The organism is Streptomyces mabaensis (assembly GCF_053763515.1).
In genome coordinates this window covers 55,780-79,376 of the sequence record NZ_JBSOPZ010000006.1, presented here as the reverse complement: position 1 = coordinate 79,376, position 23,597 = coordinate 55,780, and the positions used below count along the sequence as shown (strand labels likewise).

General features: G+C 72.8%; 20 protein-coding genes. 11 read left to right on the top strand and 9 right to left on the bottom strand.

Features of this window, described 5'->3' with window-relative positions; all coding sequences use genetic code 11:
* Window positions 1-4: 4 nt before the first annotated feature.
* Window positions 5-601 carry a PQQ-dependent sugar dehydrogenase gene (locus ACWV17_RS07270; RefSeq protein ID WP_455359074.1) on the bottom strand — a complete coding sequence of 199 codons (597 nt, stop codon included), beginning with the start codon at window positions 599-601 and terminating at the stop codon, window positions 5-7.
* A gap of 234 nt (window positions 602-835) precedes the next feature.
* Window positions 836-976, bottom strand: coding sequence for a hypothetical protein (locus ACWV17_RS07265; protein WP_455358967.1), 141 nt, complete (start codon window positions 974-976; stop codon window positions 836-838).
* A 218-nt stretch (window positions 977-1,194) separates the two neighbouring features.
* Between ACWV17_RS07265 and ACWV17_RS07260 the strand changes: the two genes are divergently transcribed.
* A complete protein-coding gene (locus ACWV17_RS07260; RefSeq protein WP_455358966.1) occupies window positions 1,195-2,034 on the top strand; it encodes a MurR/RpiR family transcriptional regulator in 840 nt (279 codons plus the stop codon).
* Window positions 2,035-2,088: 54 nt separating this feature from the next.
* Here ACWV17_RS07260 and ACWV17_RS07255 read toward each other — a convergent pair whose 3' ends face one another.
* Together ACWV17_RS07255 and ACWV17_RS07250 are read right to left on the bottom strand one after the other, a co-directional pair.
* Window positions 2,089-3,444, bottom strand: coding sequence for an APC family permease (locus tag ACWV17_RS07255; RefSeq protein WP_455358965.1), 1,356 nt, complete (start codon window positions 3,442-3,444; stop codon window positions 2,089-2,091).
* Window positions 3,445-3,516: 72 nt separating this feature from the next.
* A complete protein-coding gene (locus tag ACWV17_RS07250; protein WP_455358964.1) occupies window positions 3,517-4,893 on the bottom strand; it encodes a diaminopimelate decarboxylase in 1,377 nt (458 codons plus the stop codon).
* A 118-nt stretch (window positions 4,894-5,011) separates the two neighbouring features.
* Here ACWV17_RS07250 and hutU point away from each other — a divergent pair, with 118 nt between their 5' ends.
* The 4 genes from hutU (at window position 5,012) to hutI (ending at window position 10,663) form a co-directional block, all read left to right on the top strand.
* On the top strand, window positions 5,012-6,670 hold the full coding sequence (gene hutU / locus ACWV17_RS07245; protein ID WP_455358963.1) for a urocanate hydratase: 1,659 nt from the start codon (window positions 5,012-5,014) through the stop codon (window positions 6,668-6,670).
* Window positions 6,671-6,858: 188 nt separating this feature from the next.
* The gene (locus tag ACWV17_RS07240) at window positions 6,859-8,049 is read left to right on the top strand and encodes an allantoate amidohydrolase (protein ID WP_455358962.1); all 1,191 of its coding nucleotides are present in this window, start codon (window positions 6,859-6,861) and stop codon (window positions 8,047-8,049) included.
* Window positions 8,046-9,401 (top strand): formimidoylglutamate deiminase, encoded by a 1,356-nt coding sequence (locus ACWV17_RS07235; protein ID WP_455358961.1) that lies wholly within the window; start codon window positions 8,046-8,048, stop codon window positions 9,399-9,401. Before ACWV17_RS07240 ends, ACWV17_RS07235 begins: the two co-directional genes overlap by 4 nt.
* A gap of 92 nt (window positions 9,402-9,493) precedes the next feature.
* The gene (hutI, locus tag ACWV17_RS07230) at window positions 9,494-10,663 is read left to right on the top strand and encodes an imidazolonepropionase (RefSeq protein WP_455358960.1); all 1,170 of its coding nucleotides are present in this window, start codon (window positions 9,494-9,496) and stop codon (window positions 10,661-10,663) included.
* Window positions 10,664-10,665: 2 nt separating this feature from the next.
* Here the strand turns inward: hutI and ACWV17_RS07225 are convergent, their stop codons facing one another.
* Together ACWV17_RS07225 and ACWV17_RS07220 are read right to left on the bottom strand one after the other, a co-directional pair.
* Window positions 10,666-11,067 carry a type II toxin-antitoxin system VapC family toxin gene (locus ACWV17_RS07225; RefSeq protein WP_455351413.1) on the bottom strand — a complete coding sequence of 134 codons (402 nt, stop codon included), beginning with the start codon at window positions 11,065-11,067 and terminating at the stop codon, window positions 10,666-10,668.
* Window positions 11,064-11,360: a type II toxin-antitoxin system Phd/YefM family antitoxin gene (locus ACWV17_RS07220; protein ID WP_455351414.1), complete on the bottom strand. Its 297-nt coding sequence runs from the start codon at window positions 11,358-11,360 to the stop codon at window positions 11,064-11,066. Before ACWV17_RS07220 ends, ACWV17_RS07225 begins: the two co-directional genes overlap by 4 nt.
* Window positions 11,361-11,573: 213 nt before the next feature.
* Here ACWV17_RS07220 and ACWV17_RS07215 point away from each other — a divergent pair, with 213 nt between their 5' ends.
* The 6 genes from ACWV17_RS07215 (at window position 11,574) to ACWV17_RS07190 (ending at window position 18,891) form a co-directional block, all read left to right on the top strand.
* Window positions 11,574-12,659 (top strand): GNAT family N-acetyltransferase, encoded by a 1,086-nt coding sequence (locus ACWV17_RS07215; protein ID WP_455358959.1) that lies wholly within the window; start codon window positions 11,574-11,576, stop codon window positions 12,657-12,659.
* Window positions 12,660-13,397: 738 nt separating this feature from the next.
* Window positions 13,398-14,576 (top strand): glycosyltransferase, encoded by a 1,179-nt coding sequence (locus tag ACWV17_RS07210; protein WP_455359073.1) that lies wholly within the window; start codon window positions 13,398-13,400, stop codon window positions 14,574-14,576.
* Between the two features lies 1 nt (window position 14,577).
* Entirely contained in the window at window positions 14,578-15,372 is a 795-nt protein-coding gene (locus ACWV17_RS07205) for a polysaccharide deacetylase family protein (RefSeq protein WP_455358958.1), read from the top strand.
* Between the two features lie 234 nt (window positions 15,373-15,606).
* A complete protein-coding gene (locus ACWV17_RS07200; RefSeq protein ID WP_455358957.1) occupies window positions 15,607-17,388 on the top strand; it encodes a hypothetical protein in 1,782 nt (593 codons plus the stop codon).
* Between the two features lie 52 nt (window positions 17,389-17,440).
* On the top strand, window positions 17,441-17,833 hold the full coding sequence (locus ACWV17_RS07195; protein WP_455358956.1) for a hypothetical protein: 393 nt from the start codon (window positions 17,441-17,443) through the stop codon (window positions 17,831-17,833).
* Entirely contained in the window at window positions 17,830-18,891 is a 1,062-nt protein-coding gene (locus tag ACWV17_RS07190; protein WP_455358955.1) for a glycoside hydrolase family 26 protein, read from the top strand. The genes ACWV17_RS07195 and ACWV17_RS07190 overlap by 4 nt, the downstream gene beginning before the upstream one ends.
* On the opposite strand, the gene ACWV17_RS07185 is transcribed toward ACWV17_RS07190, so the two are convergent.
* The 3 genes from ACWV17_RS07185 to ACWV17_RS07175 all read right to left on the bottom strand — a co-directional run bounded on the left by ACWV17_RS07185 (window position 18,866) and on the right by ACWV17_RS07175 (window position 23,380).
* Window positions 18,866-21,157, bottom strand: a complete 2,292-nt coding sequence (locus ACWV17_RS07185; RefSeq protein WP_455358954.1) for a lipopolysaccharide biosynthesis protein — start codon at window positions 21,155-21,157, stop codon at window positions 18,866-18,868. The genes ACWV17_RS07190 and ACWV17_RS07185 overlap by 26 nt on opposite strands.
* On the bottom strand, window positions 21,150-22,349 hold the full coding sequence (locus ACWV17_RS07180; protein WP_455358953.1) for a DegT/DnrJ/EryC1/StrS family aminotransferase: 1,200 nt from the start codon (window positions 22,347-22,349) through the stop codon (window positions 21,150-21,152). The genes ACWV17_RS07185 and ACWV17_RS07180 overlap by 8 nt, the downstream gene beginning before the upstream one ends.
* 152 nt (window positions 22,350-22,501) lie before the next feature.
* A complete protein-coding gene (locus ACWV17_RS07175) occupies window positions 22,502-23,380 on the bottom strand; it encodes an RNA polymerase sigma factor SigF (RefSeq protein WP_455358952.1) in 879 nt (292 codons plus the stop codon).
* Window positions 23,381-23,597: the final 217 nt, after the last annotated feature.

Here is a 23,597-nt window from a genome sequence, read left to right as displayed (position 1 = left end):
GGGATTACCTGATGGTCACTTTGAGGATCTGGTCTTTGCCGGACCCCTGTGCACTGGTTCCCAGCCACAGCTCGTCCGTACCGGGGACCTTCGCGAGGGCGCGCAGCCTGCCGTACGCGCCGCTGTAGAACTCCGTCTTCTTACCGACGCGCTCGCTGTCCCGGTCGATCGGTACGCGCCACAGCCGCCGGCCGCGCAGTGTGGACACGTAGATGACGTTGCGCACGACGGCGAGCTGGGCGGGCACACCTTCCTCCGGCGTCCAGGTCTTCTTCGGATTGGTCATGCCCGCGACGCTGCAGTAGCCCTCGCAGGCGGGCCAGCCGTAATTGGCGCCCGGCTTGATCAGGTTGAGCTCGTCGGACTTGGCCGCGCCGATCTCCGTCGACCACAGTCGGCCGTTGCGGTCCCAGGCCAGGCCCTGCGGGTTGCGGTGGCCGTAGCTGTAGACGCGGGTGCCGAACGGGTTTCCGGGGGCCGGCGCCCCGGTCTTGGTGATCCGGAGGATCTTTCCGTTGAGCGAGCCTTTGTCCTGCGCGAGTTCGGGCTGCCGGCCGTCGCCGGTCGAGACGTAGAGGTACCCGTCCGGACCGAAGGCGATCTTGCCGCCGTTGTGGTCGCCGCCCCGCCGGATTCCGCCGAGGACGGTGGTGTAGCCGCGTACGTGTGCGGCACTTTGCCGAGCTGCGTCTTGGAGCCGTCGCGTCCGAGGCGGATGACGCGGTACGAATAGCGCTCGGTCGCCAGCGCCGCATCTCCGGACGGCATGAACGAGAGGGTCCAGGGCTCGGCCCAGTTCCGGGAGAACGCGGCCACACCGGCAGGGCTGCCGCCGTCACCGGGTGTCTCGATTCTCGGTGTCCGCCGCCGGAACGGCGGTTGACGGCGCCGCGACTGCCGGCTCCGGTTGCGCCATGCCGGCCAACAGGAGGGCGGCCACGGCGGTGAGTCCAGCGAGCCCGAGACGCTTCTTCATGCGTTTCCTTCCTCTTGGTCCGAGCGGTCGAAGGCAGACAGCTGATGCGCTCTGACGCTCTGCTGGCGAGTTTTGACGTTACGTGATCGGACTGCCACTTGGGTTGGGCCGTCAGGGAGCCCTTGCCCGGCTCGCGGCAGCCTGCATATGGTCATGCAGAGAGCAATGCGACTGAATAGGTGCCGATAGGAGGCGTGATGTCGCCGAAGGGGGATGGCATGAACGACAGTCCGGCCGCGCGTCTGCAGCAGCTCTTCGAGGGCCGCCGGCTCACCCCGACCCAGCGGCGGATCGCGCACTGCATGGTGCGCAGCGTCGCCGACGCGCCGTTCCTGTCGAGTGTCGAGGTCGCGGAGCTGGCGGGCGTCAGCCAGCCCTCGGTCACCCGCTTCGCGGTCGCGCTCGGCTTCGACGGCTATCCGGCGCTGCGCAAGCACCTGCGGGAGGTGGCTCCGGCAGAGCCGGCCGTCGCCACCGCCGACGCGCCCAACGAGTACCAGCAGGCCGTCCACGCCGAGATCGAGAACCTGCGGCATCTCGCCTCGCTGCTCGCCGACCCGGAGCCGGTCGAGGAGGCGGGCCGGCTGCTCGCCGCCTCCCGGCCGCTGCCCGTACTCGGCCTGCGGGCCGCCTCGTCCCAGGCGCGCGGCTTCGCGTACTTCGCGGGCAAGGTCCACCCGGACGTACGGCTGCTGGACGAGGGCGGCTCGATGCTGGCCGACCGGATCGACGCGGCGGTGCGCGCGGGGGCGACCGCGCTGCTGTGCTTCGCGCTGCCACGCCATCCGCGGGAGGTCGTTGACGCGCTCGTGCACGCGCAGTCGGCCGGCCTGAAGGTGGTCACGGTCGCGGACTCCGCGTTCGCGCCGGTCGCCAAGCACTCGGACCTGCTGATTCCGGCGGCGGTCGGCACGGGCCTGGCCTTCGACACGGCGTGCGCGCCGATGCTGCTGGGGCGGGTGCTGCTGGAGGCGATGTGCGACGACCTGCCGGACGCGCAGGCGCGGCTGGAGGAGTTCGACACGAAGGCGGCGGCCCGGGGGCTGTTCGTCGAGTAGCGCGCGGTCGCCGCCGGGGGCTGCTCGGGGTCGCTGTTCCTGCTCGGCTCGGTCCTACTCCTCGCCGCGCGCCTTCAGTACCAGTTTGTTGACCACCCACAGCCCGATCCCGATCGCCAGCAGCACCCCCGCCCGGATGTAGACGTCCGCCGGACGGTCGGCGAGCGGGCTCGCCAGGATGATCGCGGTGATCGCGCCGAGCACGGGCAGTGCCGTCGGCGTACGGAAGTGTGCGTGGTCGACCGGGTCGCGGCGCAGCACCAGGACGGCGACGTTGACCACCGCGAACACGCACAGCAGCAGGAACGCCGTGGTGTCGCCCAGTCCGGCGATCTCACCCGTCGACACCAGACCGATGGCGAGCAGCGAGACGAACACGATGCCGACGATGGGGGTGCGGCGCCGGGGCAGGACGCGGGCCATGCCCTTCGGCAGGATGCGCTCGTTCGCCATGCCGTAGCAGAGCCGTGAGGCCATCATGATGTTGATCAGCGCGGAGTTGGTGACGGCGAACAGTGCGATCAGGGCGAAGACCTTGGGCGGGAAGTCGAGCCCGCCCGCCTTGACGACCTCCAGCAGGGGGCCGCTGGACTTCTCCAGCGTGCGGTAGTCGACGAGCAGCGAGGAGACCAGCGCCACCAGGACGTAGATGGTGCCGGTGACCGCGACGCCGAGGAAGATCGCCCGGGGGAACGTGCGCACCGGGTCCTTCGTCTCCTCCGCCATGTTGACCGAGTCCTCGAAGCCGACGAAGGCGAAGAAGCCGAGGGCTGTGGCGCCCAGGACGCTGGTGAGCACCACGTATCCCGTGCCGGTCGCCTGGAACTCACCGAGCCGGGACGGCTCTCCGCCACCCGTGAGCACCGCGTAGGCGCCGATCGTCAGGATGATGACCAGTCCGGTCAGCTCGACCAGCGTCAGCACCACGTTGGTCTTCACGGACTCGGAGACGCCGCGCAGGGCGAGCGCGGCGAGGGCGAGGATGAACAGGATCGCGATCAGGGTCGGCGGCACGACGTCGGTGAACTCGGCCAGGTAGTCACCGCTGAAGGCGCGGGCCGCCGCGCTCGCCGAGGACAGGCCCGACGCCATCACCATGAAGGCGACGATGAAGGTCAGGAACGGGACCTTGAACGCCTTCTGGGTGTAGAGCGCGGCCCCGGCCGCCCTGGGGTACTTGCCGACGAGCTCGACGTACGACGCGGCGGTCAGCAGCGCCACCACGAAGCCGATCACGAACGGCAGCCACAGCGCGCCGCCGACCTTTCCCGCGACCTTGCCGGTGGTGGCGTAGATCCCGGTGCCCAGGATGTCGCCGATGACGAAGAGGATCAGCAGCTTGGGGCCGATCGCCCGCTTGAGCCCGGGCTCCTGCGGTGGCGCGGCGGCCGGTGCGTCGGATGTGGACATCGAACCTCCCCCGGGGGCGTGTGGAGGAAGTTCTGCCCGGTGGGGCGGATGTGATGCCTGCTGTTCGGCCGCTCAGGTGTCCGTGTCCAGCAGGGCGTCCGGGTGCGCCCCACCCGACTCGGCGACGATCTCGTCGAGGGTCTGCGGGGTCCGTACGGTCGTGAAGCGCACCCCGCCGCCCGGCTGGTCCGGTGAGGACTGGTCCGGTGAGGTGGTGAAGCCGTGGATGCCGGGCCGCGCGAGGCTGTTGTACGCGAACGGGTTGGCGAAGTAGTACGCCCCGGTGTCCAGCACCGCCACCACGTCGCCCGGCTCCAGCAGCGGCAGCGGACGGCTCTCGGCGAGCAGGTCGCCCGCGAAACAGGCCGGGCCCGCCACGTCCTGCGGGACGGCCGGCCCGGATTTGGGCAGTCCCTTCGCGTCGTACGCGGCGATCCGCAGCGGCCAGGAGGCGGGCGCGAAGACGGTACGGGTGGCGAGCTGGACCCCCGCGTGGGTCACCGCGATCGGACGGCCGCCGGAGCTCTTGGCGTACTCGACGCGGGCGAGGACGGTGCCGTGCTTGGCGAGCAGCGCCCGGCCGAACTCGGTGACCAGCCCGTAGCGGCCGTCGAACAGGCCGGGGACGGTGTCCGAGAGCAGGCGGGCGTACTGAGCGAACGTCGGGGTCTCGGTGTCGGAGGCGAAGTTGACGGGCAGCCCGCCGCCGATGTCGACGGTGTCGATCTGCCGGCGGCCGGCGGCCGCGTTGATCTCCTCGGCCAGCTCGTACACCTGGCGTACGCCCTCGGCCATCAGCTCCAGCGGTACGCCTTGGGAACCGGTGTGCGTGTGCAGCCGGGTCAGCCAGGGGCGGTCGCGGTAGGCGCGTACGACCCGGGCACGGGCCCCCTCGTCGCGCAGGGCCACCCCGAACTTGGAGGTCGCGGTGGCGGTGGAGAGCGCGCCGATCGAGCCGGCCCCGATCTGCGGGTTGACCCGCAGGCCGAGCGGCGACTCGGTGGGGGCGGTGGCGCGGAGCGCGTCCAGGCGGGCCAGCTCCTGCGGGTTGTCGGCGTTGACGGCGATGCCGAGCGCGAGCGCCTCACGCAGCTCGCCGTGGGTCTTGGCGGGCGAGTCGAGGACGGTACGGGACGGCCCGACGCCGGCGGCGCGCGCCAGGGCCAGCTCGCCGGCGCTGGCGACCTCGCAGCCGATGCCGGACACCGAGAGAAGCCGCAGGACGGGTACCAGCGGGGCGGCCTTCACCGCGAAGGCGTGCAGGATCCTGGTGCCGGGCGGGGTGACGGCCTCGAAGGCGGCGTGCAGCGCGGCGGCGGAGGCGCGGATTCCGGCCACGTCCAGCAGGCAGACCACCGGCTCGGCCCCGGTGAGGAGGCCCTGCTCCACCGCCGCTCGCACGGCCTGGTCCCGACGTTCCGGTGCGTCCGTCCGCGCGTGTGAGGGCATGTCTGCCAGCCAATCATCCGGTGGGTCGCGGCGCAGCTGTTGACTACTTCTATTCAGCAAGTCAGGATGTGAATAGATTGACCAACAAAGCAGGACCACCACTGGAGGAGGCATCGCCATGTCAGGACCCCGCCCCGTACGGGCGCCGCGCGGTACGGAACTGAGCGCCCTGGGATGGCAGCAGGAAGCCGCCCTCCGCATGCTGCAGAACAACCTCGACCCCGAGGTCGCCGAGCACCCCGACAAGCTCGTCGTCTACGGCGGCACCGGCAAGGCCGCCCGTGACTGGCGCTCCTTCGACGCCATGGTGCGCACGCTGCGGACGCTGAAGCAGGACGAGACGATGCTCGTCCAGTCCGGCCGCCCGGTCGGCGTGATGCAGACGCACGAGTGGGCGCCGCGTGTGCTGATCGCCAACTCCAACCTCGTCGGCGACTGGGCGAACTGGGAGGAGTTCCGCCGCCTGGAGCAGCTGGGCCTGACCATGTACGGCCAGATGACCGCCGGGTCCTGGATCTACATCGGCACGCAGGGCATCCTCCAGGGCACCTACGAGACGTTCGCCGCCGTGGCCGCGAAGAGGTTCGGCGGCACCCTGGCCGGCACCATCACCCTCACCGCCGGTCTCGGCGGCATGGGCGGTGCCCAGCCGCTCGCCGTCACGATGAACGACGGCGTCGCGATCTGTATCGACTGCGACCCGCGCGCCATCGAGCGCCGGATCGAGCACCGCTACCTGGACGTGCGCGCCGACTCCCTGGAGCACGCGCTTCAGCTCGCCACCGAGGCCCGCGACGCCCGCAAGCCGCTCTCCATCGGCCTGCTGGGCAACGCCGCCGAGCTGCTTCCGCGCATGCTCGCCGAGGGCGCCCCGATCGACATCGTGACCGACCAGACCTCGGCGCACGACCCGCTTTCGTACCTCCCGCTCGGGGTCGACTTCGACGACATGGCCTCGTACGCCGCCGAGAAGCCCGCCGACTTCACCCAGCGCGCCCGGGAGTCGATGGCCCGCCATGTGGAGGCCATGGTCGGCTTCATGGACGCCGGAGCGGAGGTCTTCGACTACGGCAACTCCATCCGCGGCGAGGCGCAGCTCGCCGGGTACGGCCGGGCGTTCGACTTCCCCGGCTTCGTCCCCGCGTACATCCGGCCGTTGTTCTGTGAGGGCAAGGGCCCGTTCCGCTGGGCCGCGCTGTCCGGCGAGGCGTCGGACATCCACAAGACCGACCGGGCGATGCTTGAACTCTTCCCGGAGAACGAATCGCTGCACCGCTGGATCAAGATGGCCGGCGAGCGCGTCCACTTCCAGGGCCTGCCCGCGCGCATCTGCTGGCTCGGCTACGGCGAGCGCGACAAGGCCGGCGAGCGCTTCAACGACATGGTGGCGTCCGGCGAACTCGCCGCCCCGCTGGCGATCGGCCGCGACCACCTCGACTGCGGCTCGGTCGCCTCCCCGTACCGCGAGACCGAGGCCATGCTTGACGGGTCCGACGCGATCGCCGACTGGCCGCTGCTCAACGCCATGGTCAACGTCGCCTCCGGTGCGTCGTGGGTCTCCCTCCACCACGGTGGCGGTGTCGGCATGGGCCGTTCGATCCACGCCGGCCAGGTCTCGGTGGCCGACGGCACGAAGCTCGCGGGCGAGAAGATCCGCCGGGTGCTCACCAACGACCCGGGCATGGGCGTCATCCGGCACGTCGACGCGGGCTACGACATCGCCGAGTCGGTGGCGACCGACCGCGGCGTCCGCGTCCCGATGCGGGAGGGCGAGTGAACTCGCCCACTGACGGCGCGACCGGCACCCCGGCGGCGGCCGGCGAAGCCGCCGTCGGAGACGGGCCCCGGGCCGCCGTCCGGGGCGGAGCCCCGGGACGCTCCTCCGGACCCCGTGACGGGGCCGGGGGCGGAGCCCCGGGAAACGGGGAAAGGGCGGGACAGGGGCACACTCCTTCCTTCCACGAGATGTGGGCAGAGCTCCGCCCCATCGGCCGCAACGCCGACACCGGCGGATACCGGCGGTACGCCTGGACCGCCGCCGACGCCGACTGCCGGGCCTGGTTCAAGGCCCAGGCCGAGGCCCGCGGCCTGACGTACGAGGTCGACCGCAACGGCAACCAGTGGGCCTGGCTCGGCGACCCCCTCGCCGGGGACGCCGTCGTCACCGGCTCGCACCTGGACTCCGTACCCGACGGCGGCGCCTTCGACGGGCCGCTCGGTGTCGTGTCCTCCTTCGCCGCACTCGATGAACTCCGCCACAGGGGAGTGGAGTTCACCCGCCCGCTGGCCCTCACCAACTTCGGTGACGAGGAGGGCGCGCGGTTCGGGCTCGCCTGCGTCGGCTCCCGGCTGACCGCCGGGCAGCTGACGCCCGAGAAGGCGTACGAGTTGCGCGACGGCGACGGCATCTCGCTGCCGCAGGCCATGGAGCGGGCCGGATACGACCCCGCCGCCATCGGACCGGACCCCGAACGCCTGTCCCGTATCGGCGCGTTCATCGAGCTGCACGTCGAGCAGGGCAGGGCGCTCGATCTCTCGGGCGACCCGGTCGGCATCGCCTCCGCGATCTGGCCGCACGGCCGCTGGCGGTTCGACTTCCACGGCGAGGCCAACCACGCGGGCACCACCCGTCTGGAGGACCGCCGCGACCCCATGCTCACGTACGCCGAGACGGTCCTCGCCGCCCGCCAGGAGGCCCGGCTCGCCGGGGCGCTTGCCACGTTCGGCAAGATCTCCGTCGAGCCGAACGGGGTCAACGCCATCCCGTCGCTCGTCCGCGGCTGGCTGGACTCCCGCGCCGCCGACCAGCGCACGCTCGACACCGTCATCGCCGGTATCGAGAAGGCGGCGATGGAGCGCGGCGAGCGCGACGGCGTCGACGTCCGGATCACCCGGGAGTCCTTCACCCCCGTGATCGAGTTCGAGCACGCGCTGCGCGACGAACTGAACCGGATCATGGGCGGCCGGATCCCGGTGCTGGGTACGGGGGCGGGACACGACGCCGGAATCCTCTCCGCCGCCATCCCGACCGCCATGCTGTTCGTACGGAACCCCACCGGCGTCTCGCACTCCCCGGCCGAGTTCGCCGGCGAGGACGACTGCGTCGCCGGTGTCCTCGCCCTCGCCGACGTACTGGAAGGTCTCGCGTGCAGGTGACAGTGACCACGACGTACTGGCTGGAGCACGCCTGGCTCGCCACCCGGGTCGAGCCGGGCGTGGCCGTCGAGGTCGCGGGCGGCCGGATCACCGCCGTCCGCACGGGCCTCGACGCACCGCCCCCGGGCGCGACGGTGCTGCGCGGGCTGACGCTCCCCGGCCTCGCCAACGCCCACTCGCACGCCTTCCACCGCGCCCTGCGCGGCACGGTCCAGGTCGGCTCCGGCACCTTCTGGACCTGGCGTGAGGTCATGTACCAGGTGGCCTCGCGGCTCACCCCGGACTCCTACCACGCGCTCGCCCGAGCGGTGTACGCAGAGATGGCGCTGGCCGGGATCACGTCGGTCGGCGAGTTCCACTACCTGCATCACGCGCCGGGCGGCACCCCGTACGACGACCCCAACGCGATGGGCGAGGCACTGATCGCGGCCGCCGGCGAGGCCGGCATCCGGATCACCCTGCTCGACACGGCTTACCTCTCCGCAGGCATCAGGAACAAGCACAGCGGGGAGCCCCCGAACCAGCAGCAGCTCCGCTTCTCCGACGGCACCGCCGACGCCTGGGCCGAGCGCGCCTCCGCCCTCAAGGACAGCGACCACGCCCGCATCGGCGCGGCGATCCACTCCGTACGGGCCGTGCCGGCCGGGCAGCTCGCCACCGTAACGCAGTGGGCGGAAGCCCGCCGGGCCCCACTGCACGTCCACCTCTCCGAGCAGACCGCCGAGAACGACGCCTGCCTGGCCGCCCACGGCTGCACCCCCACCCGGCTGCTCGCCGACCACGGCGTCCTGGGCCCGCGCACGACGGGCGTCCACAACACGCACCTCACCGACGAGGACATCGCCCTGCTCGGCGGTACGACGACCGGCACCTGTATGTGCCCCACCACCGAACGGGACCTGGCCGACGGCATCGGCCCCGCGGTCCGCCTCCAGCGGGCCGGCAGCCCGCTGTCGCTCGGCAGCGACAGCCACGCCGTGATCGACCTGCTCGAAGAGGCGCGCGCGATGGAACTCGACGAACGCCTGCGCACCCGCACCCGCGGCCACTGGACCGCGGCCGCCCTGCTCCGCGCGGCCACCGCCGACGGCCACGCCGCGCTGGGCTGGGACGACGCGGGCACCATCGAGCGCGGTGCGCTCGCCGATCTCACGACCATCGCCCTGGATTCGGTCAGAACCGCGGGACCGCTGCCCCGGCTGGGCGCCGAGACCGCCGTATTCGCCGCCTCCGCGGCGGATGTCCGCCACACGATCGTGGGTGGCCGGCACATTGTCCGCGACGGGGTCCACCAGCTCCTGCCGGACGTCCCCGCCGCCCTGGCCGAGACGATCGCGGCGGTCCGCGCCTGACGTCCCCCGCCCCCGCCCCGGCGGCGCCGGGCGCCCCCGAGCCTCCCGCCCCCAAGCCCCCCGCCCCCCTCAGCAGGAAAGCGGCCCCCGCGATGACGACCACCGCCATCAGCAACATCGCCAGTCTGGTCACCAACGACCCCTCCCTCGGTGAAGGCCCCCTCGGTCTGATCCAGGACGCGGCCGTCGTCATCGACGGCGACCGCGTGGCCTGGGTCGGTGAATCAAGCAAAGCACCCGCCACTGACAACGCGGTCGACGCCGCCGGCCGGGCCCTGATCCCCGGCTTCGTCGACTCCCACTCACACCTCGTCTTCGCAGGTGACCGCACGGCGGAGTTCAACGCGAGGATGTCCGGACGCAGTTACTCCGCCGGCGGCATCCGCACCACCGTCGCCGCCACCCGCGCCGCGTCCGACGAGGCCCTGGAGGCGAACCTGCTGCGGTACCTCCACGAGGCCCGGCGCCAGGGCACGACCACCTTCGAGACCAAGTCCGGGTACGGGCTGACCGTCGCCGACGAGGCCCGCGCGCTGCGCATCGCCGCCGCCCACACCGACGAGGTCACCTACCTCGGCGCGCACATCGTCTCCCCCGACTACGCCGACGACCCGGCCGCGTACGTGGCACTGGTCACCGGCGAGATGCTCGACGCCTGCGCCCCGTACGCCCGCTGGGTGGACGTCTTCTGCGAGAAGGGCGCCTTCGACGGGGACCAGGCCCGCGCCATCCTCACCGCCGGCCGCGCCAAGGGCCTGACCCCCCGGGTCCACGCCAACCAGCTGAGCTACGGCCCCGGCGTCCAGCTCGCGGTCGAACTCGACGCCGCCTCCGCCGACCACTGCACGCACCTGACGCAGCAGGACGTCGACGCGCTGGCGAGCGGCAACACGGTCGCCACGCTGCTGCCCGGTGCCGAGTTCTCCACCCGCGCCGAGTGGCCCGACGCCCGCCGCCTGCTCGACGCGGGTGTCACCGTCGCGCTGTCCACGGACTGCAATCCGGGCTCCTCCTTCACCAGCTCGATGCCCTTCTGCATCGCCCTCGCGGTACGGGACATGGGCATGACCCCGGACGAAGCGCTGTGGTCGGCCACGGCGGGCGGCGCCGCGGCACTGCGCCGCACGGACATCGGCACCATCACCCCCGGCTCCCGCGCGGACCTGGCCCTGCTCGACGCCCCGAGCCACGTCCACCTGGCCTACCGGCCGGGAGTCCCGCTGGTGACGGCGGTCTGGCAGCAGGGCACGCGCACGTCCTGACCTCAAGCCCCCGGCGCCTCGACGGGCAGCCCCCGTTCCAAGGCGGCTGCAGCCAGCCGTTTGTCGTAGGTGACGAAGGCGGTGAGCGCCTGCTCCAGGTACTCGGCACTCGCCAAGTGGATGGCGTCGAGTGTCCTCAGGTGCCGGATCGGGAACATTCCGGCGGCTCGCAGGACGGGGTCGGTGATCCGGATGCGCAGAAGGCGGTCGAGCAGTTCCTCCGCCGCATCGCCGACTTCCGGCTCGGCGCCGACGCGGACGAGGGTACGGGCCACTTCCGTCTGTGCCAGCGCGGAGGTGACATGCCCTTCAGACGCCCGCGCGGAAAGGAAGGTGCGCAGGGCTGCGGTCTCCGGTTCGGGCAGGACCAGCTTGAGCAGGGCGCAGGAGTCGAGATAGATCAACGGTCCTCTTCCTCGCGCATCTGCAGCAGAACCTCGGAGAGTTTCGAGGGGGCGCCGGGGCGGGCGGGCAACGGCTCCCAGTCGCCGAGGCCGCGGGCCCCGGCAGCGTTGTCGGGATCCACCGTGCCGGTCCGGATCAGGTCTTCCATGACCCGCTGTTCGGGGTCGGGCGGCCCGAGCACGGCGATCAGGCGGCCGTTCCGGGTGATTTCCACGCGTTCGCCGGCAGCCACGCGGTCGATCAGTTCGCTGGCGTGCTGCTGCAACTGCCGGATGGGGACTCGTGTGGTCATGCGTCCAGGCTAAGAGCGGCGTGCGGCGCTCGCCATGAATGTGCGGCGTTATCACCCTGACGAAGTACGCTCGCCCCTCCTGCCACACCGTCCCCACCCGCCGCACCGTTCTTCACAGGACGGTCACGAGATCCGCGCCGCGCCCTACCGGGCCGTCGGGCCGGCCGGTACCGTCCCTTCCAGCGTGCTCATGGGGGAGACCGGGGGGTCGAGTTGAGCGAGGTACGCATCCGTGTGGTCAGCCCGGGGGAGCTGGACGCCGCGGACACCGAGGCCTGGCGGGAGCTGCGGGCGAAGGCCGACGCGCCGGCCAATCCGTTCATGGAACCGGAGTTCACCCTGGCCGTCGGGCGGGTGCGGCCGGCCGCGCGGGTGGCGGTGCTGCGGGAGGGCGGCGCGCCGGCCGGATTCTTCCCGTACGAGCACGGCCCGTTGGGGCACGGCCGGGCGATCGGCCTCGGCGTCTCGGACTGCCAGGGCGCGGTGCTCCGTCCCGGGTTGCGGCTGGACTCCCGGCAACTGCTGCGCGCGTGCGCGCTGTCCGCCTGGGACTTCGACAATCTCGAGGCGGACCAGGGGCTCTTCGTCCCGCATGCCGCCCGCGGCTTCGCGTCCCCCGTGATCGACGTCGGCGGGGGATACGCGCGGTACGAGGCCGTGCTGCGCGAGCAGTCACCCAAGTTCTTCCGTACCACCACGGCGAAGGAGCGCAAGCTCGGCCGGCAGGCGGACGCGGTGCGGTTCGTCTTCGACGAGCGCGATCCGGCGGCGCTGCGCACGCTGATGCGCTGGAAGTCCGCGCAGTACCGGCGCACCGGCCGCAAGGACCGCTTCGCGCAGGACTGGATCAGCCGCCTGGTGCGGCTGCTCGCGGACACCCGCGCACCGGGCTGCTCCGGCGTGCTGTCGGTCCTGTACGTCGGCGACCGGCCGGTGGCCGCCCACTTCGGTCTGCGCTCGCGCACGGTGCTGTCCTGCTGGTTTCCGGCGTACGACCCGGAGTTCGCGAAGTTCTCGCCGGGCCTGATCCTCCACCTCCGGATGGCCGAGGCGGCCGCGGCGGAGGGCATCGGCATGCTCGACCTGGGCCGGGGGTCGGCGGAGTACAAGGACGCGCTCAAGACGGGTGAACTGCGGGTCCACGAAGGCGCGGTGGTCCGGCCGGGTCCTGGCGCGGCCCTGTACTGGCTGAGCCGCGAGCCGTCGCGCCGGGCGCACGATTTCGTACGGGACCGGCCGCGGCTGGCCGCGTTCGCGTCGAGGACCTTGAACCGGGCCGCCCGCCTGCGCGGCCAGTGACCTGCGAGACGGGGGAATCGCATGCACCGGGGTATCGCAGTCGCCGAACTGGACCTGGACGGCCTGCCGGGCGACGTCCTGTCCTTCCGCCCGGCCCCGGGCGGCCCGCCGGTGACGGGGGGCGAGGTGTACGCCCTGATCCGCCTGCACGGCCGCCCGGTCGGCACGATCCTGACCCATGTCCCCCCGGACGAAGACGCGGCCAAGTTCCTGGCGCAGGCGGCAAGCACCCAACTGACGGCGCCCGCGGCCCCCAGCGGGCGCGCGCGCGACGCACTCGCCCCGCCCGCCGGCCCCGGGCCGGCCGAGGCCGATCCTGCCGCCGGCCGGCCGGACCGGCCGCGGCCGGCCGGTCGCTCGCCCGCGGGGGGAACCGTCGGAACGCCTCCGGCTCCCGAAAGCCATGGCGCCCCGCCCGCGGGCCCAGCCGAGGCGGATTGTGCCGTTGGCCAGGCGGACCGGTCCCGGTGGACCGACGGCTCGCCCGCAGGCCCCAGCGGGGGCGCGCGGGACGGACTCGCCCCACCCGCCGGCCACGGGCCGGCCGAGCCTGGTCGCACCGCCGAGCGGGCGGGCGGCCTGCCCGACGGCCGGGCGGACCGGCGCCGGTCTGCCGACCGTTCGCCCGCCAAGGGGGCGTCGCCGACCTCGGGAGGCCAAGGCTCGCCGCCCGCCGGCCACGGGCCGGCCGAGTCGGATCGCGCCGCCGGCCGGGCGGAGTCCCGCTCGCCTGGTGGCATGGCGGCCCGGATCCGGCGGTCTGGTCGCTCGCGCGCCGGCGGCCCGCCCGCCAGTCGCACCGCCGGGCACTCGTCCGCCGGCGGCCCGCCCGTCCGGGCGGGCGCGGCAGCGGAGGGTCTCGGCGCGGTCGCCGCCGAGTCGCCCGGCGGCGGGGCGGTCATCCGGGGGGCCGGCCGCGTCAGTGTTGTCGTTGCGACCCGTGAGCGCAGTGCGCAGCTGCGGCGCGCTCTCGATTCGTTGCTCCGGCAGGACCACCCCGGCTTCGAGATCGTCGTCGTCGACAACGCGCCCGTCACCACCGCCACCCGGGACCTCGTCGCGACGGACTACGCCTCCCGCGTCCGGTACGTCCGCGAGCCCGTGCCCGGGCTGGCCGCCGCGCACAACCGGGGCGTCGCCGCCGCGCGCGGCGAGGTGCTCGCGTTCACCGACGACGACGTCGTCGCCGACCCGCACTGGCTCACCGCCCTGACCGCGCCCTTCGCCGCCGATCCCGGCCTCGGCTGCGTCACCGGCCTGATCCTCCCTGCCCAGCTGCGCACTCCTGCCCAGGTGCTGCTGGAGAGCCACGGCGGCTTCGCCAAGGGCTTCGCGGCGCGTACGTACGATCCGCGGCGCCCACCCGCCGACGAGCCGCTGTTCCCGTTCACCGCCGGAAGCTTCGGCTCCGGCGCCAACATGGCTTTCCGCGCGGACGCCCTCCGCGCGGTCGGCGGCTTCGACCCGGCCACCGGCACCGGCACGCCCGCCAGGGGCGGCGACGACCTGTACGCCTTCGTACGGATCCTCGCCGCCGGCCACCGGCTGCGCTACACGCCCGAGGCGCTGGTCTGGCACCACCACCGGGAGACCTGGCAGGACCTGGAGAACCAGGCGTACGGCTACGGGGCCGGCCTCACCGCCTACCTCACCGCGGTCCTGGTCCGCCGCCCCGCCCTGCTGCCCGCCCTGCTCGCCCGGCTTCCCCGCGGCCTCGCGCACGCCCGCGCGATCACCGCCTACCGCGAGGCGGGCGGCGCACCGGACAGGGCCCCCGGTGAGCACGGCGGGCAGACGTACCCCTGGCCGCGCGGCCTCTCCCGGCTGGAGCGCCGGGGCATGCTGTACGGCCCGGTCGGCTACCTCCGCGCCCGCCGCCGCGTCCGCCGCATCCCGCTGCCCTGGCAGGAGAGCTGAGATGAGCGACCGGATCCCCGTTCTCCTCTACCACGCCGTGATGGACGATCCCCCCGACTGGATCGCCGAATTCACCGTCACCCCACGGGACTTCGCCGCGCAGCTCGACGCCGTCGTCGCGAGCGGCCGCACGCCCGTCCCGGTAAGCGCGCTCGCGGACCACTTCGCGGGCCGCGCGCCCCTGCCGCCCCGCCCGGTCGCCCTCACCTTCGACGACGGATTCGCGGATCTGCCCGGGCCCACCGCCGAGGCGCTGGCCGGCCGCGGCCTGCCCGCCACCGCGTACCTCACCACCGGCGCGATCACCCCGGGCGGCCGCAGCCTGCTGCCGCCTGCCCCGATGATGACGCTGGACCGGGCGCCGCTGCTGGAGCAGTACGGCATGGAGGTCGGCGGCCACACGGTCACCCACCCCCAGCTGGACACCCTGGGCGCCGACGCCCTGCGTCACGAACTGGCCGAGTCCAAGAAGGCCCTGGAGGACACGCTCGGGCACGAGGTGACGCAACTCGCCTATCCGCACGGCTACAACAGCCCGGCCGTCCGCCGCGCCGCCCGCCGCGCCGGCTACACCTCGGCGGTCGCCGTCCGGCACGCGCTCAGCTCGGAGACCGACGAGACGTACCGCATCGCCCGGCTCATCCTGCGCCGTGGTCACACGGTCGCCGACATCGAGGCCTGGATGTCCGGCGAGGGTGCCCGGGTCGCGCCGTATCCGGACTCGCTGCCCACGCTCGGCTGGCGGCTCTACCGCCGGGCCCGCGCGGCGGTCCGGGGCCCGGTGTTCGCCGGTTAGGCGGGATCTGGAGCCACGGAGAACCGCACGAAGAGCCGTACAAAAGCGAAGCACGTTCCTATACTTCGCTGAAGGGGACAGCGGCGTGACGGCCGCGACCACATCAGTGGGGGGAGTCGCACAGTGCAACAACGCGTGCCCACGCCGGTCGCAGGGAGCACCGGGCCACCCCCTGCCCAGGAGACCGGGAGCGAACCGGAGGCGCCCGCCCCGGCGTCGCTGCCGCGTCGACTGATGCGCGGTCAGAGCCCCCTGGCGTGGTCGCCGTTGGTGGTCGCCGGCGCCCTGTGGGCGTACGCACTGCCCCGGATCGGCTTCCGCGACATCGGTGACTACGGCCTCCTCGACCGCTTCCCCGTCGCGTTCTACCTCTCCCTCCTCGTCCTGACCGCCGGCTTCCTGCTCAGCCTGCGCCGCGCCGGGACCGCCCCCTGGTGGCCCGCCGCCTACAGCGTCGCGATGCTCTGCGCGCTCAAGGCGCCCCCCGCCCTGCTGTACGACTCGGTGCGCTACGCCTGGGCCTCCAAGCACGACGCCGTCATCGCGCGGCTGCTCACCGAGGGAACCGTCCACCCCGAACAGAAGCTGTCCGGCGGCATGTCGGCGTACGACCAGTGGCCCGGCTTCTTCTCACTCGACGCCGCACTCGTCCGCGCCTTCGGCGTCGAGAGCGCCGCGTCCTTCATCAACTGGGCGCCCATCGCCCTCGGCCTGCTGACCATGCCGGTCCTGGTCCTGATCTACCGCACATTCAGCGAGGACTGGCGGCTGGTGTGGACCGCCGTGTGGATCTTCCAGCTCGCCAACTGGGTCGGCCAGGACTACCTGTCCCCGCAGGGCTTCTCGTACCTGCTCTACCTCACCGTCTTCGCCGTGGTCGTACGGCACTTCGTGCGGCCGGGCTCGGCCGGCCCGCTGCGCTCGCGGGACCGTCTCGACCCGGCCGCCGCCATGGTCCCACCGCCCACCGGCACCCGGCAGCGCGCGATCGCGGTGGTGATCATCGCCCCGCTCGTCGCCGCCATCAACGCCTCGCATCAGCTCACCCCGGTGATGCTGTGCGTCACCCTGTTCGCGCTCAGTCTCACCCGCCGCTACCGCAACGCCGGGCTGCTGATCGTCGCCGGGCTCATCATGCTGGTCTGGGACCTCACGATGGGCCGCGTGCTCTTCCTGGAGACGCTCGGCACCCTCCGCGACTCCGCGGGTGACCTCCTGAACAACTCCCGGGCCGGATACGCCGGTGAGCCGACCGGCCCGGGACCCGAACTGGTCGGCACCGCCAACATCCTCATGGTGGTCACCCTCGGCCTGCTGGCCGGCGCGGCGGTCCTGCTCCGCCGCAGGCTCACGCGCAGCGCGCTGCCCCTGCTGCTGGCGGCCGCGGCCCCCGTACCGCTGTTCGCCGTCAACGACTACGGCGGCGAGATGCTGTTCCGGGTTTACCTCTTCGGCCTGCCCGGTACGGCCTTCTTCGCGGCGGCCGCGCTGATCCCGGCCATGGGCGGCGGCGGCACGGACCGGCGCAGACGGCTGGTCCGGCGCGCCTCGAAGGCCGCGCTGCCGGTCGTCCTGGTCGTGCTGCTGGCCGGGTTCCTGCCCTCGTACTACGGCAAGGAGGGCATGCACTACACACCCCCCGCCGAGGTCGCGCTCGTCGAGCGGGCCTACGAGCGGGCCCCCGCGGGCGCGCTCGTGCTCGCGGCCACCGGCTCGTTCCCCGGCGCGTACCACCGCTACGACCGTTACGAGCGCTGGTTCTTCACCGAACAGGAAGTGTCCGAGAACCTCAGGATGCTGAAGGACCCCGCCGGTTACCTCACGGACGGCATCCCGGCGGGGCGTCCGACGTACGTCATCCTCACGCCCACCCAGGAGCGCGCGGTCATCGGCGAGGGGCTGCTGCCGGCCGGGGGCTTCGCGAAGCTGCGCGACGACCTGAAACGGTCACCGCTGTTCCGGATCGTCGAGGAGTCACGCCACGGGCTGGTGCTGGAGTACCGGCCGCGCGGCTGAAGGCCGTACCCGTCCCGCACCCGTCCCGTACTCGACAGGGGGAGCACCACTCGTGAAGCAGTCACAGCTCAGAGCGGCCCTGGCCCTCTCCGGATGGCCGGCGCTCGCTGCGACCGCGCTGCCGGGCGGAACACCGATGCGCTGGCTCCCGGTGCTGCTCTTCGTCACTTTCGGGCCGGGCCTCGCCCTGCTCCTCCCGCAGCCCGACCGGCTGCGCCCCGGGGCCCGGCTGGAGGCCCTCGCGCTCGCCGCGCCGATCAGCCTGTCGCTGGCCACCCTGGTGGCGACCTCGCTCTTCCTGGTGGAGGGATTCTCCGCCGAGGCGTTCCTGATCTCCCTCGCCGCGTTCACGACCCTCGCGGCGGCCCTGCCCGGCCTGCCGCTGCCCGCCGCCACCCGCGGCGCTGCCGAGCGCCCCACACCCGAAGCCGGGCGGGGCCGATGACCGGCCGGCACGCGGGCGGCTCCCGGCGGGGCATCGCGTACGTCACGCTGGTGCTGGCCGCCGTGGCGGCACTGCTCACCGGACTGGGCCCGGCCTCCGGGGACCGGTCCGAGGGACCGTGCGCGCCGGACGCCGAGCTGGAGCCGTCCTGCGGGGCGTGGTGGGGGGCCTATGTGCCGTACGCCGCGAACGGCTCGCTCAAGGACGCCGTGTACGACTTCGAGAAGAAGATCGGCCGCAGACTCGACCTCGTCTACAACTACCACGACATGTCGCGGGGGAAGCTCGACGGCGAACTGCTCACGCCCGACGAGCAGGAGCTCGGCAAAGACCGGCTGCTGATGCTGGCCTGGGAGTCGACGGTGTGGAAGGAGCCCCACCACGCCAACTGGACCGAGGACCAGCTGGGCTGGAAGAACATCGCCTCCGGGAAGTACGACGAGGAGATCATCGACCCGCAGGCCCGCCGCATCAAGGCGTACGGCAAGCGGATCTTCTTCTCCTTCGACCAGGAGGCCGACTTCCGCGTCAAGGACGCCGGCACGCCCGCAGAGTACGTCGCCGCCTACCGGCACCTGCACGACCGGTTCGAGAAGCTCGGCGTGGACAACGTGGTGTGGGTGTGGACGGTCTCCGGGTATCTCGAGCACGCCGGGCTGATGAAGCAGCTCTATCCGGGAGACGCGTACGTCGACTGGATCGCCATGGACCAGTACAACTACTTCCTCTGCCACAAGTCCCCGAACTGGCTGGACTTCGACAAGAGCCAGCGGCCGTCGTACGACTGGCTGCGCGCGAACATCTCCGACAGCAAGCCCGTCATGCTCGCCGAGTACGGCACCGCGCCCGATCCGGCCGACCCGGACCGGCAGCGCGAGTGGTACGCCGCCGTCCCCGAGGCCGTACGGACCATGCCGAAGGTGAAGGCGCTGGTGCAGTGGAACCGGGCCGTTCCGGGGGAGAACTGCGACCTGACGGTCAACTCCGGTTCCGCCCTGGAGGGATACCGGGAGGCGGGCCAGGACAAGTGGTTCAAGCAGCGGGTCCCGCCCCGCTGACCCGTCGCCGTACGGTCCGGCCCGCCGCCGTGGCCGCGTACATCCCGAGGAAGCCGAGGAGGACGGGCAGCGCCGCCGCGGCGAACGCCTGCTGCGCCGCCCAGCCGGCCACGGCCAGCACCCACACCAGCCCCGCAGTGATCCGCCAGTGCGCGCCCGCCGTCCGCAGGGTCCGGGCGGCCAGCGCGAGGCAGAGCAGCTGCAGGACGACCGGCAGGGCCCGCTCCACCACGGCGGCACCGGGCGGCCCGCCCGCCCCGGCGACCCCGGCCACCGCGTCCAGGAACCCGGCGAGCGCCTCGTGCCCGGGGCCCGCGACGCGGTCCGGCAGCACCCCGAGGAACAGCGGCGCGGTGTGCAGGGCGGCCGTGGTGACCAGCACCGCGGCCCCCAGCAGGACCGGGCGGGGCCGGTTCAGTGAGACGGCCGCGCTGTAGACCACCACCAGCAGTACGCCGGCGGTGACACTGACCGGCGGCAGCATGTCGGTCAGCCCGGCCCCCGGCAGCCAGGCCCGCCCGTCCTGGGCCACCCGTACCAGCGGCACCCAGAACAGGCCCGCCGCCAGCCCCAGCAGCAGCCACAGTGCCTCGGTCAGCCGGCTCTCCTCGCCGTCCGGGGCATCGGCCGTACGGTCGACGGACGTGCGGTGGCCGGCCGTGCGGCGGGTGCGGGCGGACCCGGACAGCACCGGGATGCCGAGCGCGGGTGTCACGCTGTCGTGCGCGCCCCGCAGATACGCGGTGTCCTGCGCCCAGCGGCCGTCGTACGACCCCGCCGCCTGCGCGCGCAGCTCCGCCGCCCGGCGCGCCCAGTTCGTCCCGTACTCCTCCGCGTCACCCTTGCGGCGCGGCCACCACCTGCCGCGCGCGCTCCACCGGGGCGGGCGGCCGCTCAGCGCCGCGCGCAGCCCCGGCGCCGCCACCAGCGCCATCACGGTCATGCTCAGCAGCATCGCCAGCCCGGCCCCGGAGATCCCCACCGGGCCCAGCAGCAGCGCGGCACTGCCCAGCACCAGCACGCACATGGCCCCCTGGAGCGCGGCCAGCATGCCGGTACGCCCCTGCACCCGCAGCACGCCGATGTACAGCTCCACGACGACCCGCGGCAGCGCGGCGGCGGCCAGCAGCCGCAGTACGGTCGTGCCGTGCTCGGCGTACGAGGCGCCGAACGGGGCCAGGATCTGCGGGGCGAAGACGACCAGCACCAGGACGACGGGCACCAGCAGGACGGCCATCCGGCGCAGCGCGCCGCGCACCCCGTCGGCGAGCCGGTCCGGGCTGTGGGAGGCGTGCGCGGTGAGGGAGGAGGCCATGTTGATGGCCATGAACTCCATGGTCCCGCCGACGGTGTACGCGATGTAGAAGAAGCCGTTGTGCGCGGCGTCGAAGCGGACCGCCACCATCACCGGCAGCAGGTTGATCATCGCGAGGCTGAACAGCGCACCGACCGAGTCGCCGGCCAGGAACCGCCCGATCTCGCGCAGCGCGGGCGGCTCCCGGTCGCGGTCGGCGGCCGCCTGCTGCGGGATGAGCCTGCGGAAGACCAGCCAGCCCAGCGGGAGGACGGACAGCGCGATCGCCACCGACCAGGAGACGAAGACGCCGAGGACGGGCATGCCGGTCGCGAAGAGCGCGAGCAGTACCAGCTTGCCGAGGGAGAAGCCGGCGTTGCCGACGGGCACCCAGACCGCCCGGCGCAGGCCGGTCAGCACCCCGTCCTGGAGGGTCAGGACGGCCCACGCGACGCAGGAGGCGGTGAAGAAAAGCCCGGCCCCGAGGCCGCCCAGCGGCGCGTAGGTGGGGCCCCACAGGTCCAGGGTGAGCAGGAAGACCCCGCAGGCCAGGGCCACCACGACCGAGCTGACGAGGTACGTACGCAGCACCAGCGGTCCGGTCGCCCGGCCGGCCCGCGGCACATAGCGCACCACCGCGCCGATCATGGTGGTGGCGGTCAGGGAGGCCAGCAGCCGCTGAGCGGCGATGGCGGCGGAGCCGACGCCCACCGCCTCCTTGCTGTAGTACCGCGCGGCGACCAGCCAGAAGCCGAGGCCCAGCGCGGCGGAGACGCCGGTGGACAACATCAGCGCGTAGGCGTTGCGGAACATGGAGTCACCGCCGCCCGGCGCGGTGTCCTCCGCACCGCCGGGGTCCGCGGCGTCCACGTCCGCGTGCGTGTCCTCGGGCGGGGCCGAGCCGGGGTCGGGGCGGGGGTGCTCGGATCCGGAGCCGGAGCCGGACGGCTCACGGGTCCGGATGTCACCCACCGCCGGGCCCCCCGGGCGCGCGGTCCGTCCCGGCGAGGATCCGGATCACCTCGTCGGCGCGGAGCGGGTCGACGGGCAGGGCGTGCCGCGCGAACCAGGCGGCCTCGGCGGGGGAGGGTGACGGGTCGGTGAACGCGGCCCCCGCGTACGCGTCCAGCGGCGGGTCGTAGAGGTAGCCCACGGTGATCCGGTGCCGGGCGAGCCGCGCGACGGCCGCGTCCCGGTCCGCGACCAGCAGCGGCACCCGGAACAGCGGCTGCACGGGACCGGGCGACGGCAGGGCCCACTCGGTGGCGAGGAGTTTCCCGGTGCCCGCCCGGTGGGCGGCCAGCCGGCCGTCGAGCCGGCCCAGCAGCCGCTCGATGCGGCGCAGCCGCGGGCGGCCGGCGCCGGTCCGGTAGTCGTGCATGTCGACGCGTACCCAGGAGTGGAACGCGTCGAGCGCGGGGGCGGCGGTGAGCGCCCGCTCCAGCTCGTCCGGCCGCAGCTCCATCCGTATCCCGTCGCGCTCCTGCATGCCCAGCAGCTGCATGGTGGCGCGCGCCGCCGTGGTCAGCCGCAGCCCCCGGACGGTGGCCTCGGCGTACGGCCGTAGCGCGTAGGCGAGTTCGGCGGAGAGCCGCGGCGGATCGAGAAGGTCGTCGCGCGCCTTCGCCAGAGCCTCGCGCAGGCCCGGGTCCGCGACGGCCAGGAACCCGCCGGCCTTGGCGCCCACATGCTTGGAGAGGCTGAAGACGGAGGCGTCGCCGAAGGTGCCGACCGGCCGGCCCGCCACCTCGCTGCCGATGGCGTGCGCGGCGTCCTCCAGCAGCGGGATGCCCAACCGGTCGCAGTGCGCGCGCAGTTCGGGCGCCGGGTCGGGATTCCCGTACAGATTCGTGGTGAGTACGGCGCAGAGGCCGCCCCACACCTCGTCGGGCACGGCGGCGGCGTCGATGGAGCCGTCCCGCGCCGAGAGCGGTGCCTGGACGGGGCGCAGGCCCGCGGCGAGCACCACGAAGAAGATGACGTCGTCGTTGACCGGCGACATGAGGACCCGGCCGCCGGGCGGGCACCAGTGGCGCAGGGCCACATAGAGGCCGAGGCGGCACGACGGCACGTACAGGCATTCCCTGCCGAGGCGGGCGCGCATCAGCTGTTCCAGCGCGGTGTGCGCGGTGCGCGTGGACGGCCCGTTGACCCCTAGAACCATGTGTTCCCCCCAGAACCCCCGTTCAATGTGGCCCAGTCCGTACCACTTCGTCAACAACGCGTCGGATCACGCCGAAGGGCCCGTCCCCCGGGGGGAACGGGCCCTTTGTCCACGTGCGCGGCGGCGCTCGGCCGGGCCGGCGGCGCTTGCGGCTACTCCTCGAGCGTGAGCCCCTTGCGGAGCCGGACGAGGGTGCGCGTCAGCAGCCGGGAGACGTGCATCTGCGAGATGCCGAGCTCCTCACCGATCTCCGACTGCGTCATGTTGGCCACGAAGCGCAGCGACAGGATCTGGCGGTCGCGCGGGCTGAGCCCGGCGATCAGCGGCTTCAGGGACTCGACGTACTCGATGCCCTCGATCCCGTGGTCCTCGTAGCCGATACGGTCGGCGAGCGCGCCCTCGGAGTCGTCGTCCTCATGCTGGGCGTCGAGCGAGCTCGCGGAGTACGCGTTGCTCGCCGCCATGCCCTCGACGACCTCGTCCTTGCTGATGTCGAGGCGCTCGGCGAGTTCCCCGACGGTGGGGGCGCGGTCGAGCTGCTGGGCGAGTTCGTCGCCCGCCTTGGCGAGGTCGAGGCGCAGTTCCTGGAGGCGTCGCGGGACGCGCACCGACCAGCTGGTGTCGCGGAAGAAGCGCTTGATCTCGCCCATGATGGTCGGCATGGCGAAGGTCGGGAACTCGACGCCGCGGCTGAGCTCGAAGCGGTCGATCGCCTTGATCAGGCCGATCGTGCCGACCTGGATGATGTCTTCCATCGGTTCGCTGCGGGAACGGAACCGGGAGGCGGCGAACTTCACCAGGGCCAGGTTGAGTTCGACCAGGGTGTTGCGTACGTACGCGTACTCGTGGGTGCCTTCCTCCAGCACCTCGAGCCGCGTGAACAGGGTCTTGGACAGGGCCCTGGCATCCAGCGGCCCCACCTCGTCGTACGGCGGAATCGCCGGGAGCGGGGTTGGCGACGGCGCGTGCTGCTGCGTCGCATGCTGCGGCGCGGACTGGGTACGCGTTTCGTCGTCGAGCCGGGGTGACATGGTCTCCTCCATCGTTCTCGGCATATGGCTGCCGATGCCTCTACGTCTGCACTGGGCTGAGTGCGGCGCCTCCAAAGCCGGCCGTGTTGGTTGTGTCCCTACTACCCCTACCCGCTTCTGGTGGCCCGCTGCAAGTGCTTTTTGTCCGAATCACACATATTTGGGATGATGTTCGGCTACCGCGAGGCGGGCGGACGGGCTAAGGTGCAACGGCATC

Bases quoted from the DNA above. Each gene is read 5' to 3' on its own strand.
- ACWV17_RS07265 (WP_455358967.1), bottom strand. From the start codon at position 976: ATGAAGAAGCGTCTCGGGCTCGCTGGACTCACCGCCGTGGCCGCCCTC.
- ACWV17_RS07260 (WP_455358966.1), top strand. From the start codon at position 1,195: ATGAACGACAGTCCGGCCGCGCGTCTGCAGCAGCTCTTCGAGGGCCGC.
- ACWV17_RS07255 (WP_455358965.1), bottom strand. From the start codon at position 3,444: ATGTCCACATCCGACGCACCGGCCGCCGCGCCACCGCAGGAGCCCGGG.
- ACWV17_RS07250 (WP_455358964.1), bottom strand. From the start codon at position 4,893: ATGCCCTCACACGCGCGGACGGACGCACCGGAACGTCGGGACCAGGCC.
- hutU (WP_455358963.1), top strand. From the start codon at position 5,012: ATGTCAGGACCCCGCCCCGTACGGGCGCCGCGCGGTACGGAACTGAGC.
- ACWV17_RS07240 (WP_455358962.1), top strand. From the start codon at position 6,859: ATGTGGGCAGAGCTCCGCCCCATCGGCCGCAACGCCGACACCGGCGGA.
- hutI (WP_455358960.1), top strand. From the start codon at position 9,494: ATGACGACCACCGCCATCAGCAACATCGCCAGTCTGGTCACCAACGAC.
- ACWV17_RS07220 (WP_455351414.1), bottom strand. From the start codon at position 11,360: ATGACCACACGAGTCCCCATCCGGCAGTTGCAGCAGCACGCCAGCGAA.
- ACWV17_RS07210 (WP_455359073.1), top strand. From the start codon at position 13,398: ATGGCGGCCCGGATCCGGCGGTCTGGTCGCTCGCGCGCCGGCGGCCCG.
- ACWV17_RS07205 (WP_455358958.1), top strand. From the start codon at position 14,578: ATGAGCGACCGGATCCCCGTTCTCCTCTACCACGCCGTGATGGACGAT.
- ACWV17_RS07200 (WP_455358957.1), top strand. From the start codon at position 15,607: ATGCGCGGTCAGAGCCCCCTGGCGTGGTCGCCGTTGGTGGTCGCCGGC.
- ACWV17_RS07190 (WP_455358955.1), top strand. From the start codon at position 17,830: ATGACCGGCCGGCACGCGGGCGGCTCCCGGCGGGGCATCGCGTACGTC.
- ACWV17_RS07180 (WP_455358953.1), bottom strand. From the start codon at position 22,349: ATGGTTCTAGGGGTCAACGGGCCGTCCACGCGCACCGCGCACACCGCG.
- ACWV17_RS07175 (WP_455358952.1), bottom strand. From the start codon at position 23,380: ATGTCACCCCGGCTCGACGACGAAACGCGTACCCAGTCCGCGCCGCAG.